This is a genomic window from Brevibacillus centrosporus (assembly GCF_046622605.1).
GTDB lineage: Bacteria > Bacillota > Bacilli > Brevibacillales > Brevibacillaceae > Brevibacillus > Brevibacillus centrosporus.
In genome coordinates this window covers 3,094,148-3,111,538 of the sequence record NZ_CP176856.1, presented here as the reverse complement: position 1 = coordinate 3,111,538, position 17,391 = coordinate 3,094,148, and the positions used below count along the sequence as shown (strand labels likewise).

Sequence of the window (17,391 nt, the reverse complement as noted above, 5' to 3'; positions counted from 1 at the left end):
TAAGCAGCTTGTAAGGTTTGAGTTCGGATTGTTGCCCTAGCACAAATCTATTGTAAGTGGCGGGCATCGGCCTAACCGCTTTCCTCAAACTAAAAGCGACAATGAAAGAAGCTGGAGAAAAACGAATTGTTTTTCACAGCTTCTTTACTTTTTTAGAGGCGAATTAGAAAGCCAAACCCATTAGCATACATTAGAAACGAAAAAATTGACAAAGTTCATAAATGGTGGTAGCATTTATTTGAAAATACAGAATATTTATAGGAGGGATCAGCATGCAGCAAACGCCAACCCCGTCTTGGATCCAAGCAGGTACGCTGAAGGCGATTCAAGAGAATGGCCACAAGCTAATCCACGGCGGTATCGCAGTGTTTTATCATGAGGAACAGGTGTATGCGGTGGACAATCGCTGTCCGCACTTGGGATTTCCTTTGCATATGGGCAGCTTGTGCGATGGAATACTTACTTGCCATTGGCATCATGCGCGCTTTGACGTCTGCAGCGGCGGAACGCTGGACCCGTGGGCCGACGATGTTCCATCCTATGAGGTGAAAATTGAAAATGGGATCGTTTGGGTGAATCCGCAGCCAAAGCAGACGAGTAGTGTTGAAAGATACAAGCTACGGCTGCGGGAAGGTCTGGAGCAAAATCTAGGTCTTGTCATTGCCAAAGCTGTCGTTGGCTTGGTGGAAGCAGGGGTTCCAGCAGCGGAAATCACGCAGATCGGCATCGAGTTCGGTACCGTTTATGGGAGAGGCTGGAGTTCTGGACTTACTATACTCACCGCGATGGCCAATGTGCTGCCGAAGCTAGATAAAGCAGGAACCATTCTCGCGCTTTATCAAGGGCTGCGTCATGTAGCTCGTAACAGCTCCGGTGCCCCGGCTCGGCATCTGCTTAAACCGCTGCCAGGAGACGGCGTACCGTTTGAGAGACTGACGGAATGGTACCGCAACTGTATCGAGGTCCGCGATACACAAGGCGCGGAAAGAGTCTTGCTTACGGCGATTCGCCAAGGGGCTTCCCTAGAACAGCTTTCGGAGATGATGCTGATAGCGGCGACCGACCACTTTTATTTGGATGGCGGCCATACGTTTGATTTTCACAATAAAGCCCTGGAAGCGATTGACCTTATTGGCAAAGCGCACACCAAGCAGATATTGACCGCACTGGTTCCGCTCCTCGAAAATCCTACCCGGAGCGAGGAACTTCATCAGTGGCAGTCGCCAGTGAATCTAGTTGCTCCGCTAAAGGAAGCCTTCGCGCAGCTGGATAGCTTTCCTCTTGTAGAGTCTTATGCAGATATTTCCGAAGTGGACGAGAAGAAAATTGTGGATCAACTGTTAAGCGACGAACCACTTGAAACGGTGCATCTGGTGACTAAGGTCCTGAAATCGGGAGCAAATCCCGCTCAATTGGCGCAGCTGGTTGCTTTGGCAGCAGCCGAGCGGATCGTCCGCTTCCATACCCAAAATGATTTTAGTGATTGGATTTCCGTACTGCATACCTTTACCTATTCCCATGCCGTGCATAAGCGTTTGCGCGGTTCGACCCATCCTCTGCTGCTACGGGCGATCTATCACGGAGTCATCCGGATCTACTTAGATCGTTTTTTGAACATCCCTGCGGCACCCCGCCCAGATGGCTCGATAGTCCCCGCCGTGGACACTGCCAAACCGGAGCGGCTGCTGCAAATGATGGATCTTCGCCAGCAGGTAAACGAAGCGGCCCGCTGGACAGCTGGTTACCTGCACGCAAGCGGTGACCCTGATGCCATTCTAAATACATTGGGACATGCGCTTTTGCGCGAAGATGCCGAATTTCATTCCTTCCAAATGTACGAAGCGGCGGTCTCTGAATATGAGCGATGGGCTACGCGCGATGATGCCTTTGCTGCCCGCGCTGGTGAGACGATGCTTTTGGCAGCAACCCGCTATCTGGCTGCCCATGCGCCAACCCCGCGCGAACAGTCGCACACTGCCCGCATTGCCACTCGGTTGTATCGGGGCGAGCGGCTTTTCGAAGAGGCGTAAGCCGTTAGCGAAGCTTTGTTTCTCATAAACAACTGAGGCTGCCGATAGAACTCGGCAGCCTCGTGCAATGTATGATTGTATGATAGAAATGCAACCATAGTATTTTCCCCAAGAGAAGGAGATTTTCAAAGGAGAGGGAGTATGAAAGAATCCATTAAAAAATCGTATCCGAATTCAATATACAGTGCGCTAAACCCCTGTGAGCTCTTTGGCGGCTTGAATGTAGCGGGTCAGCGTATCCATAAACGCCCTTGCGGCAAAGCCTACATATTTGTCCGAGCGATACACGATACAGATATCCTGGCTGGGAGTGGGATTCACCAGTGAAACGACCGCAATCTCCTTTTTGCCGAGAGATTCCAATAGCAGCCGGGGCAGTACGCATGCGCCAATCCCTTGCTCTACGAGAGAGAGAAGAGAGGACAAGGTCGTCGTTTCGATATGGGGCTGCAAACGAAAGCCTGCCTGCAAGCAATAATGGCCAATCAGCTGCCTGACTTGATGATCAGGTGGAAACATCACCATTTTCATGTCACGAAGCTGCTCGAACGCCACCTTCCCTTTTTCCGCAAGAGGATGATCAGAACGAACAGCCAAGGCGAATTCCTCGTGAAACAGCGGGACAACCGTGAAGCGCTCATCTGGAGAAGGGGTAGTCGTGACACCGATGTCGATAGTGCCGGCAGCGACCTGTTCTATGATTTTCGTCGTTTCAATGACAGAAAGGGACAATTTGGGGTAGGTTTGGTGAAATTGCACGAGCAGCGCATTGAAAAGCAGATCGGCGTCTCCTGGGAGGACACCAATCGTAATGGAGCCGCCTTGCATGTCTTTCATTTCGGCAATCGCATCACGTGCATAGGCAATATGGGAAAAAACATGACGACTCTGATCGAGCAAGACTTTTCCGGCATCTGTCAGGGCGATCCGCTTGCCCATTCGGTCAAACAGGGGAACGCCCAGTTCGTTCTCCAAGAGCTTGATCTGCTGGCTGAGGTTGGACTGCGTGGTACATAGCTTTTCAGAGGCTCTGGAGAAATGCAATTCTTCGCAAACGGCCATAAAGTATTCAAGCTGTCTTAGCTCCATAGATACACACTCCCGGTGAGACATCATTACTGCTACTAATGATTATAATCGGAATTACGTGATTGTTGGATGTTTTTGTAAGGGATACACTTGGTTTGACGATAAGCGCGCGCAGTCAATCGAGGAAAAAACGGAGGAGATCCCTTATGTCCCAAAGCATGATTCGTACAGCACTTTCTGTTCGCCAACTGGTCCTGCATCAGATCCAATCGATTCCCGAGGATTTATTTGATAAGCAGCCACCACAGTTTGCTAATACAATCAGATGGAATGTCGGGCACATTGCTTTTTGCCTGGATTACTTTCTCACGCTCGGGCTTCCGTTTTCTTCTAGCCTGCCAGGTACCTACGCTGCTTTCTTCCATACCGGGACGAAGCCAGCCGATTGGACTGCGGCACCGCCAAGTAAAGAGGAGCTGGTTCAATGCTTATCGGCTCAACTGGCCAGCCTATCCGAAATCTCTCCCCACGTCCTTGAAAATAAGTTGGAGTCGCCCATAGAAATGGGGCCGCTGCGCTTTGAAACTGTTGGAGAAGTATTCAATTTTGCCTTCATCCATGAAACCATGCACTTCTCGACCATATCCTGCCTGTTGAAGGTTCTGCAATACGAGCGCGAAGAGGGGAAGTGATCACCCATGCCATTCTTTGAAACGCGTGACGGTACACGACTGTTTTACCAGGATTGGGGAACGGGCAAGCCGGTTGTTCTAGTTTCCGCTGCCTTTATGAACTCCGAAATGTGGGAGCTGCAAATGCCGTTTCTCGTCTCCAACGGGCTCAGATGTATAGCCTACGACAGGCGTGGGCACGGACGTTCCGATTGGCCGGCAGAGGGCTACGACTACGATACGCTCGCCAGTGACCTCGCCGCATTGATCGATTGTCTCGATCTGCAAGACATCACGCTTGTCGGCTACTCGATGGGGAGTGGCGAAGTTGTTCGCTACCTGTTTCGTTACGGCACGGAGCGTATTGCACGGATCGCGATACTGGCGGGTACCGCACCGTTTTTGCAAAAGACCGATGACAACCCTGATGGGATCGACCAGAAAATGTTTGATTCCATGGTCGCGATGCGTTCCCAAGATCGGCCGAAATGGTTCGCGGACAACGCCCCGCCCTTTTTCGGCGTAGGTTTGCCGGGGATTTCGGTATCAGCAGAGAGGATACAATTGGGCACGCAGATGTGCATGCAGTGTTCAGCGAAAGCTACTATTGATTGCAGCGAGGCTATTTTTCACTCGGATCTCCGAGCACAGATGCGGGACATTCACGTACCGACTTTGATCATTCACGGTGACTCGGATCAGTCGGCACCTATTCACCTATGCGGGCGAAAATCCGCGCAGCTTGTCCAAGACAGTCAGTTCATCGTGTATGAGAATGCGGCACACGGTTTATTCATCACCCATGCGGACCAACTCAATATTGATCTGTTGAATTTCATCAACAGCTAAGTGGAAGAGCAGAGAAGAGGACCAATCGTATAGAAGTCAGGTAAGCAAACACCTCAAAAGGAACTGATTTCCTTTTGAATACACGTACATTAAAAAAGGTTTTCAATATATATTTCGTATTTTTTGAAGAAAACTCTCTCTTGGTGAGAAAATTTACGGGGGTTATACTTTTGAGTTTGATAAGCTGCTTGCTAAAATCCGAATGATATCGAATTTGAAAAAGAGAGAAGAGCAAAAACTTTTCAAGCGATTGTCAGCTACGTACATCTTGAATCCCATCGTCAATAACAGAAAGAAATAAAACCAATGTGTCCAGGTGGAATACTGAAAAAACACCCACTTACCAACGGAATTGCAAAAAACGAGGGGGCTCTTGGCTCCCTTTTTCCGTTTTAAGCGGTCGGTGCTTTCGTATGCTATTGTTCCCATATGGTGAGATTGTTTTCTTCCAGGATCCGTTCAAGCCGCTGGAAGTCTTGTTTGGCCTGTCCTTCCAACCTGCGGCCGCTTTCGTGTGCCAACAATTCATTAATCAAAATGAGTGGCACGCATGAGAGCAAGCTGTCGATTTCACCGGCAGAGTTTACCACGCGAGATAGACTGGTCAAAGGGTGCTGATCCTGGTTGCCAGTAGTGATGAGCATCACTGGAATCCCTAGTTTGTGGCAAAGTCCTGGATTCAACCTGATCCATCTGGAGAACAGGTGTTACAAGATGAAAGGGAGGTCCAAATAAATGGAAAAGATCGGTAAATAGTTATCGGAAAAATGTAATGGTGAATAAAAGGAAGAGTAAACGAACATACGAACACTGCTGTAAACAAAAACGAATAACATTGAAATCGAAAGTAAATCTAATCATCAAAATAATAGTCTTTAAAATACGTTTGATTATCAGTTCATGAAAATGCTATTTCATGAACTGATATTTTTTATAAAAAATATAGGGCGTACCTTTGTCGACTTGTGAAGCTGGTTGTACAGCTGGTACTTAATCCTATTTATTCTAAATAACATTACATTACATCAAATCAATCATGTTATTCCATGCAGATGAACTTTGTCACATTGATTATAAACGCTTTGAATGACCTTAACCAGCTACGATAGATTCTTATTTAAAACCACATACAGTGATCTAATCATCCAGGTATGGCGCTTACCAAAGTGCGAAAATTTCTAAAACGATTAAAGCCATCTATTTGTACAGGAAATCCATGCAGTTAATATCAAATATCTGGTCATTACACACATCCAGATTTCTTCTCTTTTTATAAGTTTACATAATATATATTATCGGACTCAAAATAAACAGCGGTTTTACAGCAAGGGAGTACACTCTGTTCTTATGAAACATGACGTCATTTGATTGCAAATCATCATGGTTCGCTCACCAGCACATCCGGATCTCCGACAACGTAAATCAGCATGAATAATCATTGCTGGCTATCCTTCAAATCAGTTACGAAATCTAGCAGCGTCCAAAATCTTGATCGAACCTTGATTGTTTATGTATCGCTAGTTTAGTTTCAAACAAACATATCAAATGACACGGCGTGGAGAAAAAATGCTAGCTTCATAGATTCACAGCAATCCTGGATACGCGTTCACGTGTTATTTATCGATGATACGCTGCATTAGCAGCTGTTACGTTCGTAGGTTTCAAATTGAGCCTTTGAATCGTTCATTATCATGCTGATCAATGTTGTCGTTGGTGACCGATCCATGAGGTTTCACCATGCAACTGCCAAGCTATAATTTAACCGAGAAAAAACTTTTTAAATAATTTTAAAAAAACTATTTACATTATTTGTAAATTCACTTATATTATAATTAAGATAACTATAACTAAAAATGACCGGAGGCCCACCATGACGAAAGTAAAAGCGAAACCAAATACAACCACTACTACGCAAAAGAAAAGATCCTACGAAGATACCTTGAACAACCTGGCTCACTACCTCGAAAGAAACAAGAAAAAATAAAACGAAAGGAGTGCCAAAGGGCGGCACTCTGCTTCGTCGTGTTACGGGTCCTCCGTTCTCCCGATACTCTGTATTCTTTATTCCTTTATTCCGCTCTCTTCATTCCCTCTCGCCTCTCCGCTTATTCCAAGTGTCCTGCACAGCTAACCGCTCCCATAACGCACAGCTTTAGCTCACTTCATAAACTACATGTTAAGGCATTTCAGTTCGGATTGTTTCTTACAGATTGCGAAGCTTGCTGAGCTTCCATGCAAAAAGAGAGCTGTCACCATAAGCGACAACCCTCCTCTGTCCTTCTTGTGCTGCTTATACGCAGATCATCGAGCCCAAATCTCTTGGGTAGTAAGTGAGCATTTCCATCCCATTTTCTGTCACGAGGACCGTATCCGAATGACGGAATCCGCCCAGTCCGCGTACGTAAATCCCCGGCTCCACCGTCATGACCATTCCGGGCTGCATGATGGTGTGATCCCCCAGATCGAAGAAAGGCGCTTCGTGTCCCAGTAGACCGATCGCATGGCCTGTGTGATGGGAGGTCAGATGCGAAATTCCGTTTTCTTTAAAGAAGGCTTGAACCGCCTCTTCTACATAGGACATAGGTTTGCCGGGCTTGATGTGTGCAAAAGCGATATCTTGCGCCTGCACCATGAAGGAAAAGTATTTCTCCTGTTCTTCGTTTGCCTCTTGGACAAACATCGTCCGCTCCAGCTCACTATGGTATCCCCAGACATCTGCCGCGGCTCCCGTCACCAGGGTATCTCCTTTTTTCAGCACGAGGTTTTGGGTAACGGCATGCGGGAAAGCAGACATCGGCCCGACCTGACCGCGGAAAATGGCATAGGCCGTATTTCCGTGTGGCTTATAGTCTGCCCCCAAGGTTTCGATCATGGCCATGGTCGCCTCGGTAGAAGCCTTCGATGTGATTTCAATTTCGCTCAAGCCTGGCTTGGAATACTTTTGCAGCAAGCGATGAGCGAGATTTCCCCAACGGCACGATTCTTTGATCAGCTCAATTTCAGCTGCCGACTTGACGACTCGCATTTCCTCGACCCAGCCATAAATCGAGGTGAAATCTTTTGCCTCTAAAAATTGACGAACCTTTTGTCCACGATACCCCATCGAGGAGCCGTAGCCTTCTGCATCAAAGCCGACTCGTTTTCCAGAGAAATTGGCTTCGACCAATGCATCCTTCAGGTACTCCATCGGATGACGAAGCCCGGGGTACTCCGGATAGGAATGAACATGGTCTACGCTGGCGAATTCTTCTGCATGCTCATGCTCAAGGGCAGGAACAAACAGATGGGTCTTCTGCTGCGGGTCGATGAAAAAGCCGATCGGTCTTTCAGTTGGGTGAAAATGAAAGCCCGTCAGGTAAAAGATATCGACAACACTGAAGAGAATGGCGCAATCCAGCTCGTTTGCCGAGAGCTTCTCCATGAGCTTTTTCTGGCGGCCGATGAGTTCTTCCTTAGAAATGGCGAGTAGCATGTTGATCTCCTCTTTTCATCTGTTTTCAGTTGCATATGAGTGGCAAGCGACGACATGATCTCCCACTTCCACGACTGGCGGCTTTTCTGTCTTGCAAATTTGCATGCAGTCAGGGCAGCGTGGATGGAAATGGCATCCCTCTGGTGGGTTAAGCGGACTGGGAACGTCTCCCTTTAAAACGACTCTTTCTTTTTCCTCATCTGGATGTCGGATCGGTACAGCAGATAGAAGGGCTCTTGTGTAAGGATGCTTGGGGCTTCGGAATAGCTCCTCTGTCTTGGCTTGCTCGACCAGCTTTCCCAGATACATCACACCCACACGGTCAGTCATATGCCGGACTACCCCTAAATCATGGGAGATAAAAATATAGGTGAGATGAAAATCGCGTTGCAGCTGTAAAAGCAGATTTATCACCTGTGACTGAATGGAAACATCCAGGGCGGAAACTGGCTCGTCGGCGATAATCAGCTCAGGCTGCAGGATGACGGCGCGGGCAATGCCGATACGCTGCCGCTGACCACCAGAAAATTCATGCGGATAGGAATGCAGATGATATTCAGACAATCCCACGATCTCGAGCATTTCAATGGCCTTTTGCACGCGTTCTTCCGGCGTGTACAGCCCATGGACGCGCAAAGGCTCCGTCAAAATTTGCAGGATGGTCTTTTTCGGGTTCAAGGAAGCGTATGGGTCCTGAAATACCATTTGCATTTTTCGGCGCAGCTGCCTCATTTCTGTATAAGGAAGCCCGGAAATGTCTCTCCCCGCAAACCGAATTTCACCGGATGTGTGCTCCTGCAGTCGGAGAATGGCCCGCCCTGTAGTCGACTTTCCGCACCCGCTCTCTCCGACCAACCCAAACGTCTCGCCTTTATACACGGTGAACGTGACATCGTCGACGGCACGTACCTGCTGCATGGGCTGGAACCAACCTTTCTTGATCTCGTAGTACTTTTTCAGCTGCTTGATCTCGAGTAATGGCTCAGGTAGCATGTGTCACCTCCGAGGGCTTGCTGATGGGATGCCAGCAACGGGTCCATTGGTTCTCGTATGCTTGCAGCACAGGCCGCTCTTGCCTGCATCGGTCGGTAGCGATGGAACAGCGTGGCGCAAATGCACAGCCAGGCGGTATTTCATCTGGGCGCGGAACACTGCCTGGAATAGACGACAGCTCTCCTTTGCGCTCATTGGCGGTAGGCATGGAAGCTAACAGTCCTTGCGTGTAGGGATGCGTCGGCCGGTTGAAAATCGTACGAACGTCGGCGCTTTCCACTACCTGCCCCGCGTACATGACCATGACCCGATCGCACATTTCTGCTACGACACCCAGATCATGTGTGATTAGCATCATCGCCATATTCGTAGTGGCTTTGATCGCTTTCATCAGCTCCAGAATTTGCGCCTGGATCGTCACATCCAAAGCCGTAGTCGGTTCATCGGCAATCAACAGCTTTGGCTGGCAAAGCATGGCAAGCGAGATCATGACTCGCTGCCGCATACCCCCCGAGAGCTGGTGTGGATATTCGTCGATGATCTGCTCAGCTCTCGGGATCCCGACCGATTGCAGCATCGAGATAACGGCATTTCTTACCTCTTTTTTGTTCAGCCGTGTATGCTGCTTCAGTGGTTCGCTGAGCTGTTGGCCAATGGTAAAAACGGGATTCAGCGACGTCATCGGCTCTTGAAAAATCATGGAGATGTCATTTCCGCGCAGCTTGCGCATTTCTTTTTCAGACAGCTGCGTAAGATCTCTGCCCGCAAAGTGAATATGCCCTGACTCGATATAAGCCATCGGTTTGGGAAGCAATCCCATTACGGCCAGAGAGGTCATACTCTTGCCGCAGCCTGATTCCCCGACGATCCCCACCGTCTCCCCTTCATAAATGGTGAAATCTACTCCATCTACCGCTTTCACGATTCCGTTTGCCGTCTTGATATGGGTCATTAGCTGTCTTACTTCCAGAATGGGGGCACGCTCTCGCATGTTTTTCACCTCTTTCAATTGCCCTTCAGCTCTGGATCGAGTACATCTCGTAGCCAGTCCCCAAACAAATTGACCCCTAGCGCCGTGATGACAATCGCGATTCCCGGGAACGTGATCAGCCACCAGGCGCTGAAAATGTAGTCCTTTCCTTCGCTCAGCATATTGCCCCATGCTGGCTGTGGAGGTTGAACCCCGAAGCCCAAAAAGCTGATCGATGCTTCCGCGATGATGTAGGTGGCAATCTGCAGAGACGATAGCACAATAATCGGTGTAAACAGATTCGGGACGATGTGCTTGAGGATGATTTCCCAGCGTGGTACTCCTGTAGCTACACACGAGACGATGAATTCCTTTTCCCGCAATGCCAGTACCTCACTGCGTACCACTCGTGCATAAATGACCCAGCCTGCGATTGCCAAGGACAGAATGATGTTTTTCAACCCTGTTCCGATCACAGCGTTGATGACCAGAACGAGCAAGATAAACGGGAAGCTGAGTACGACATCTACCAGCCGCATGATGATGGTATCAACCCATCCTCGAAAGTAACCGGCAATAACGCCCAAGGTCATCCCGACAGCTCCCGCTACCACCACCGCGCAGCTCCCGATGATGAGAGACACGCTTGTTCCGTGTATCAATCTGGATAAGATGTCGCGCCCGAGCTGGTCCGTTCCAAGCAAATGGCCCTCTGACATCGGGGGAAGCAGCTTTTTACTGAGCTCCGCCAGATTGGGATCATAAGGAGCGACCCAAGAGCCAAAGATGCCCAGAAACAGGACGATCAAGATAATCACAAAGCCTGCCATCCCTGACGGACTCTTTTTCAGCTGTCGAAGGTAGAGGCCCGCTTTTCCAGAGCCTGCCTTTCTCTTTTTCAGCAGTTGCGGGTTGACATTGGATTCCGTTACGGTTGTTTGGTTCATCTGGTGGCCCTCCTACTTATACCGAATTTGTGGATTCACGTAGGCATAGAGCACATCCACCACAAAGTTAATCACGGAGTAGATGAAGGCAATCAAAAACACGCCAGCCATGACCACCGGAAAATCGCGATTGAGCAAGGACTGCATGAGTAGACGTCCGAGCCCCGGCCAAGCAAAGACTACTTCCACAATAACCGCACCACCGAGAAGCACGCCCAAATCGAGTGCGACGAGGGTAATGATCGGAATGAGCGTATTCTTCAAGGCGTAGACAGACAGGATTTTGTACATCGGAATGCCTGATGCTTTAGCCGTCCGGATATAGTCTTTTCTCAGAACATCCAGCATGGTCGAGCGGGTAAACCGTGCAAATCGTGCCACACTGTACGCCGCTAGTGTCAGGGCGGGCAAGATGAGATGAATCATCGAACCTCCTCCGCCCGTCGGCAGCCATTTGAACTGCACGGCAAAGACGTAGATGAGGATCAGCCCTAGCCAAAAGCTGGGGAGCGCCTGCCCTAAAACCGTAAAAGCCACTCCTGTCTGGTCAAAGAGGGTGTTGCGCTTGTAAGCCGAGTTGATGCCGATCGGAATGGCAATCAACAAGGAAAGTCCCAGAGCTGTAAAGGCCAGCTGAAAGGTTGCAGGAATGCGGTTGAGCACTGTCTGCAAAGCATCCTCTCTCGTACGCAAGGAGTTTCCGAAGTCTCCTTGCACCGCATTTGTAATAAACTCCGTGTATTGCACATACAGAGGGCGATCAAATCCGAGTGCTTTGCGGAATTCCTCCAACTGCTCCCGTGGCGCATCCGGTGGCAAAAACAGTGCTGTTGGATCTCCCGATAGGCGGATAATGAAAAAGACTGTCGTCAGAGCCAAGAAGAGAACGACTAGCACTTGCACCGTCCGTTTGATCAGATAGTCTAGCATAGAGTCCTCCTATTTCCTGTCGCTTCCTACTTGGCCCATTTCATTTCGAACACAGCGAATTTTTCATCCGCACGCGGAGTAAACTGCAGATTTTTGTCTACGGCATACAAATCGCCTTGCTGCCAAAGCGGGACCCATGCTGCTTCCTCTACCAGCTTGTTCTGCAGCTCGTCAAATCCTTTTTTGCGCTCTACTGGATCAAACACAGGCAGCGCTTTTTGAATCATGCCCTCTACTTCTTTATCGTAGAATCCGCTGTAAGGCGCTTTTTCGGTAAACAGATTTTCTATCGTACCTTGGGCATCAAAAGCAGGTCCCCATCCGAGGATAAACATGTCTTTCATCTCGTGCTGGCGGATTTTGGCGAGGTGATTTCCCCACTCATTGACTTGAACGTTTACCGTGATCCCGATCTTTTGCAGCTGCGATGCAATCGCTTGGGCTACATGCGTATCCATGGGGTAACGACCATTTGGCGTATCCAGCTGCAGCTTCAAGGTTTTCGGGTCGATATTGGCTTCGTTCAATAGGGCAATCGCCTTGTCCGGGTCATAGCCATAATCTTTCGTTTCCGTGTAGTCGGCGTTTACCTTGGATAATGGACCCGTCATTTTCGTTCCATTGCCGTTCAGTACCGACTTCAACAGCTCATCCACGTCAATGGCGTAGTTAATCGCTTGGCGTACCCGCTGGTCTTTGAGTGGACCATCGTAGAACGTATTTAGGGCAACGTAGTTGATCCTTGACGATCCTACCATCTCGATCTTGCCGTTTTCGCTATTTTTCACCCGATCTACCGAGTCTACGGGAACATTTTTAAACAGATGAATTTCTCCACTCAGGAACGCAGACAAACGTGCGCTGAACTCAGGAATGATTTTAAACGTCAGTTTTTTAATCGAAGGTGCGCCCTGCCAGTATTCTTCATTGGCTACCAATTGAAGAGACTCGTCTCTTGTCCACTTCTCAAACTTGTAGGCACCAGTCCCAACCGGATCGGTCGCTGCTTTTTCCAAACCAACTTCCTGGGTATGCTTGGGTGCCATGATCAGCAAATCATCAGCAATGCGGAGCAGCAGGGTCGGGAATGGCTGAACGGTTATAATCTGCACCGTATGATCATCGATGACCTTTACTTCTTTGATATCCTTCCATCTCGAGCGATAGAACGAGTTGTTCTTTTCATCCAAAATGTAGTCGATGTTGAATTTGACAGCCTCAGCATTGAAAGGCTCGCCATTGGTAAATTTCACTCCTTCTCGCAGCTTGAACTCCCAGGTCAGCGGATCGATATTCTTCCATTCCGTAGCGAGTACCGGAATAAGCGCGCCATCTTTGTCCCGATCAATGAGTGGGTCATAGATATTGCGGATCTGAATGTCGGTCACGTAGTTCACATCGGTGTTCGCCAGCATCGTGGCTGCATCTGCTTCAAAGCCGATAACCAAATCTTGCTTGGGCGGGGCTGAGGGGGCTTCGCTACTGCCTGCTTGCTGGGTAGTGGGCGGTGGGTTACTGGGAGTCGTACCCGCTGTTTCAGGTGTGCAAGCTGTAAGCAGTAATGCAACGAACAAAAACAAGTACAGCAGTGTCTGGTTCTTCCGTAACATTTCAATCCCCCTCTTATCAATTGCTAATTAAATTTTCTGAATACATTAAATTTTATCAAAGAGGGCTTTTCTTTCTACGTATGTTTCTATGAATTTCGCTTACAAAACTTGTATGTTTTACACGAAAAGCTAGGTAGACCGTATCCTTCTAAATAAAAAAAGAACCCCAAAAAGCTGGAGTTCTTAAAATCTTGCTTGTACAACAAAAGGATATTTATGCTCGCAGCCTGCGCGCGGCTACGATCAAACCACTCTCGATCTGAATCTGCACCAGCTTTTGAATCGGAACGACCGTGTAGTCGAGGTCTTGCTCGAGCTTGTCGCAGCTTTTCACTAGATAGGCTGCTGCCCGGTTTCTCGCGTCTTCCAGGTCTGCCAAAGCTTGCTCTTCGGCATTTCCTTCCTTTTTCAGCCTTTCCATCTCGTACTCTGCACCGCGAGCGATCAGTCCCGCCGACAAGCTGTTGTAAAACCGTGCAATGACAGTGTTATCCAAGACCTCGGAAACCTTCGCTGGGAGCTCGAATTCCGGTGCCTCTGCCCATTTACGTTTGGCACCCTCTGCCGATTTGGTAAAGGTAATCATCTGTTCTACCAGAATCACAATTTGTTCCGCAATCGGCACCATCGGTTTATCCGCTACGAGAAGCTTTTGCGCTTCTTTATAGAAAGGAGCCCGTTCATCTTCTTTTACCAGAGCAGCACCTTTCTTCAGATTTTCGTCCAGCTTCGGATTGGAGTACTACATGATGTTCATCGTACCTTCAGATGCAAATCTACCATACAGTTCACCTGGGTCCGGCCCTTGGTAGCCGCTGAGGAGCGTAAATTCATAGTTTTTGTTATTCCATACTTTTTCGTCCCAAGCAGCGCCTTCCATGACATTGATCTTCACGTCGATTCCGATGTCCTTTAAGTTATCCTTGAGTACCGTCGCGATATCCGGGAACGGCTCGGAATTAAAGACATCGAGTGTGGCAGTTAGGTACATCCCTTTGCTGTCCGCTTTGTAGCCGGCATCTTCCATCAGCTTCTTGGCTTTTTCGACATCGCGATCCGGATAGACATCCGTAGAATTTAACGCCCATTGGTACAAAGGCGTCATGGCCGTCTTCGCACTCAGTCCTACTCCTTTTAGCGCCTTTTTGATGACTTCATCCCTGTAGATGCCATAAACCACAGCCTCTCTCAGCTTAAGATTGGCAAATGGTCCTTCACTGACGTTAATTAAAAGCGACATGGAAGCGGGACGGCCAATTCTGCTTGCCTGCCTTCAGCTGCGGGTCGCTCATAAATCGCTCTGCCTCGGCAAGGGGTGGCTCGATTCCCAGGAAGTCCAGCTGTCTGTTGTACAAAGCCTGCGTCGCTGTATTGGAGTCCGACATGATCGAATAGACCACCCGATCTAAGTACGGCACATCGCCCCAATATTCGTCATTTCTTTCCAACGTGATGCTGACTCCTTTTTGATGCTCGACAAACTTGAACGGCCCTGTCCCAACGGGTTTTTGGTTCGCAGGATTCGTTCCCCAATCTGTTCCTTCATACAAATGCTTGGGCATGATAAAGCATCCATACCAAGACAAGTATCCCAAGAGAGCGGAGTCATTTTGCTTGAGCTTGAAGACTACTGTATTGTCGTCCGGTGTGGTAATTTCCTGAATCCTCAAACGTCGTTTCCTTGATAATCCCCTCTTTTTCTCTCTGCATGTTTTCTACGAAAATCAAGAGAGGATGATCCAAGTTCTTTTATAATAGAGATGGGTGTCCCTACCAGGTAAGCCCGCTTTTCCCATCCTCTCTCTAGTAAAGGTGGCCACATGAAAAGTGATCTGAGTCACGGACAATTGCAGATGTTGATCCAGGTGTCCAACGCGATTAATTCCACGCTTGACCTGGACGTTGTTTTCAATACCATCATGAAAGAAACGCTCGCTGTTATTGAAGCGGCTGATGAAGGTTTCCTGTTTCTGTACGATCCAACAGATGACCACTTGGTTGCAAAAAGCGTTTTTCTCCGAGACAATGACGTGCTTTCTGTCGTTCGCCTCAAGCCTGGCGAATCGATGACAGGCATTACCTTTCTTCGAAAAACGTGCACGCATTTTCCCGATCGCGACAGTGTGCAGCGAGCGGCAAGTACCATGTCTACGTCCAATCAACAGAGACTGCGTGAGGCTGACCCGATCTTTCCCACCTCAGCAGCGAGCGCTCCTATCATGTCCAACGGTGAGTGTATCGGCGTCATCACTCTGGACTGCTTTCGACCAGATGCTTCTTTTAAACCCGAAGATCTGCAGCTGTTGGAAGCCATCTCGCATCAAGCTGCGATCGCTTTGGAAAAAGCCAATTTATACCGGGACAAAGAAAAATCGGTTGAGCTGCTGGAAACGCTGAATACCCAGATGAAGAAGCAAAATCATCTACTAAACCGATCATTGGAGATACATCAAAGCTTGGCAGCCCTTGTTTTGCAAGGAGAAGGCGTGAGCGCAATCCTCGATCATGTGAATCATCTCATGGAGCAGCCGATCATTCTCTTGGATCAAATGGGAGAAATCCTGTCTTCCGCCCCTGCCTTCACGGAATTGGGATATCAGGCAAAAACCAAGCTGGAAACCATTCAGCACTCGATTCCATCTGCCTTGACGCATGGAGCGGCCTATCCTCCTTTTGGCACTAGGAAGACGCCCAATGGCTGCATGGTTTTCCCGATAGGCGCCAAGCCGAATTTTTTAGGCTATCTCGCGCTTCTCAGCGAAAAGCCACTGGACGAAGTGAACATGGCCGCTCTCGAGCACGTATGTACGGTCATCTCTTTTGAATTGGTTAAGGAGCAAGCCGTCTTTGAAACGGAGCAAAATCTGAGAGGGCAATTTATTGAACAGCTTTTTACAGGCCATATCAGCTCCCGCTTAATCGAACAAGCCAAGCATTTGCATATGGACCCTCACCGATCCTATCAAGTGCTTACAATCAACTTTGAAAATGATCGACGTAAATCCACTGACTTTTACGATCGCTTGCTTGCCGCTCGAAGGAATCTCATACAGATCGCTACAGACTCCTTTCTAAAGACGCATCCCCTTGGAATGATCGTAGCCAAGCAGGAGCAATTAGTGGTCTTGCTCTCTTTTGCGAGTAATCAATCCTGGAAGGACATTCGAAGTGCTATTGAAGACCAATGCCAAAGATTCGCAGCTGCCATCTACATAAAAAATTGGGGGCTGAAGGCATCGATAGGGATTGGAGGCATCAAAAAGGGTCTTAAAGATGTCTATAAATCTTCGGAGGAGTCCATTCGCTGCGTCTCCTTTTTGAAGAATTACAAAATGGAGCAACCCTATTTGAGTTACCCGGAGCTGGGGAGCAAACGGCTGCTGCTCCAAAATGATACAGAAGATTTATTGGACTACGTCTTAGAGAACTTAGGGCCACTGCTGCGCTATGAAAAATCAAGGAAAAGAGAGTTTTTACATACGCTCACATCCTTTCTGGATCATAGCCTGAAGATGAAAGAAACAGCAAGCGCACTCAATATCCACCTGAATACGTTGATTTATCGTGTAAAGAGAATGGAAGAAATTTTAGGGATATCCCTGGCAAACCAGAGGCAGTTTCTCGATATCAGTATCGCCATTGAGATCTATCAGCTGTTGGAGACAGAGATAGAAGAACGGCTTACGCGAGAGACGACAGTCTACCTTTGAAGCAGATGAACGAATTAGGTTCTAGGTATGAGCATTCTCATAAAGAGAGATCTACTTATTATCTTGCTAGCCCTGCTGTGTGTACAGGAAACAAAAAATAAGAGGGCACCCCTCGGTATCGACGTTGGACGCACCATTCAGGTGAATCCACTCCGTTTGTCAGGGGTGCCTATTTCTTCC

The 17,391-nt window shown here is 48.4% G+C and carries 15 protein-coding genes; 4 read left to right on the top strand and 11 right to left on the bottom strand.

Annotated elements, in window-relative coordinates:
- Positions 1–272 precede the first annotated feature (272 nt).
- A complete protein-coding gene (locus ACLIN2_RS15730; protein WP_411501507.1) occupies positions 273–2,030 on the top strand; it encodes a Rieske (2Fe-2S) protein in 1,758 nt (585 codons plus the stop codon).
- 189 nt (positions 2,031–2,219) lie between these two features.
- Here the strand turns inward: ACLIN2_RS15730 and ACLIN2_RS15725 are convergent, their stop codons facing one another.
- Positions 2,220–3,119: a LysR family transcriptional regulator gene (locus ACLIN2_RS15725; RefSeq protein WP_411501506.1), complete on the bottom strand. Its 900-nt coding sequence runs from the start codon at positions 3,117–3,119 to the stop codon at positions 2,220–2,222.
- A 146-nt stretch (positions 3,120–3,265) separates the two neighbouring features.
- Between ACLIN2_RS15725 and ACLIN2_RS15720 the strand changes: the two genes are divergently transcribed.
- Positions 3,266–3,751: a DinB family protein gene (locus ACLIN2_RS15720; protein WP_411501505.1), complete on the top strand. Its 486-nt coding sequence runs from the start codon at positions 3,266–3,268 to the stop codon at positions 3,749–3,751.
- A 6-nt stretch (positions 3,752–3,757) separates the two neighbouring features.
- Positions 3,758–4,579 carry an alpha/beta fold hydrolase gene (locus ACLIN2_RS15715; RefSeq protein WP_411501504.1) on the top strand — a complete coding sequence of 274 codons (822 nt, stop codon included), beginning with the start codon at positions 3,758–3,760 and terminating at the stop codon, positions 4,577–4,579.
- A gap of 416 nt (positions 4,580–4,995) precedes the next feature.
- On the opposite strand, the gene ACLIN2_RS15710 is transcribed toward ACLIN2_RS15715, so the two are convergent.
- From ACLIN2_RS15710 to ACLIN2_RS15665, 10 genes are all read right to left on the bottom strand, one after another.
- The gene (locus ACLIN2_RS15710) at positions 4,996–5,262 is read right to left on the bottom strand and encodes a hypothetical protein (protein ID WP_411501503.1); all 267 of its coding nucleotides are present in this window, start codon (positions 5,260–5,262) and stop codon (positions 4,996–4,998) included.
- Positions 5,263–6,869: 1,607 nt separating this feature from the next.
- Complete coding sequence (locus ACLIN2_RS15705) at positions 6,870–8,051, bottom strand: M24 family metallopeptidase (RefSeq protein ID WP_092276444.1); 1,182 nt, start codon at positions 8,049–8,051, stop codon at positions 6,870–6,872.
- A 15-nt stretch (positions 8,052–8,066) separates the two neighbouring features.
- On the bottom strand, positions 8,067–9,044 hold the full coding sequence (locus ACLIN2_RS15700; protein ID WP_411501502.1) for an ABC transporter ATP-binding protein: 978 nt from the start codon (positions 9,042–9,044) through the stop codon (positions 8,067–8,069).
- Positions 9,034–10,035 carry an ABC transporter ATP-binding protein gene (locus ACLIN2_RS15695; RefSeq protein ID WP_411501501.1) on the bottom strand — a complete coding sequence of 334 codons (1,002 nt, stop codon included), beginning with the start codon at positions 10,033–10,035 and terminating at the stop codon, positions 9,034–9,036. The genes ACLIN2_RS15700 and ACLIN2_RS15695 overlap by 11 nt, the downstream gene beginning before the upstream one ends.
- Positions 10,036–10,049: 14 nt before the next feature.
- The gene (locus tag ACLIN2_RS15690; RefSeq protein ID WP_411501500.1) at positions 10,050–10,961 is read right to left on the bottom strand and encodes an ABC transporter permease; all 912 of its coding nucleotides are present in this window, start codon (positions 10,959–10,961) and stop codon (positions 10,050–10,052) included.
- A gap of 12 nt (positions 10,962–10,973) precedes the next feature.
- Entirely contained in the window at positions 10,974–11,891 is a 918-nt protein-coding gene (locus ACLIN2_RS15685) for an ABC transporter permease (protein WP_411501499.1), read from the bottom strand.
- Between the two features lie 26 nt (positions 11,892–11,917).
- Positions 11,918–13,501 (bottom strand): ABC transporter substrate-binding protein, encoded by a 1,584-nt coding sequence (locus ACLIN2_RS15680; protein ID WP_411501498.1) that lies wholly within the window; start codon positions 13,499–13,501, stop codon positions 11,918–11,920.
- A 214-nt stretch (positions 13,502–13,715) separates the two neighbouring features.
- Positions 13,716–14,129: a hypothetical protein gene (locus ACLIN2_RS15675; RefSeq protein WP_411501497.1), complete on the bottom strand. Its 414-nt coding sequence runs from the start codon at positions 14,127–14,129 to the stop codon at positions 13,716–13,718.
- Between the two features lie 114 nt (positions 14,130–14,243).
- Positions 14,244–14,741, bottom strand: coding sequence for an ABC transporter substrate-binding protein (locus ACLIN2_RS15670; RefSeq protein ID WP_411501496.1), 498 nt, complete (start codon positions 14,739–14,741; stop codon positions 14,244–14,246).
- Positions 14,725–15,171 (bottom strand): ABC transporter substrate-binding protein, encoded by a 447-nt coding sequence (locus ACLIN2_RS15665; protein ID WP_411501495.1) that lies wholly within the window; start codon positions 15,169–15,171, stop codon positions 14,725–14,727. The genes ACLIN2_RS15670 and ACLIN2_RS15665 overlap by 17 nt, the downstream gene beginning before the upstream one ends.
- 150 nt (positions 15,172–15,321) lie before the next feature.
- Between ACLIN2_RS15665 and ACLIN2_RS15660 the strand changes: the two genes are divergently transcribed.
- Positions 15,322–17,211, top strand: coding sequence for a helix-turn-helix domain-containing protein (locus ACLIN2_RS15660; RefSeq protein ID WP_411501494.1), 1,890 nt, complete (start codon positions 15,322–15,324; stop codon positions 17,209–17,211).
- Positions 17,212–17,391: the final 180 nt, after the last annotated feature.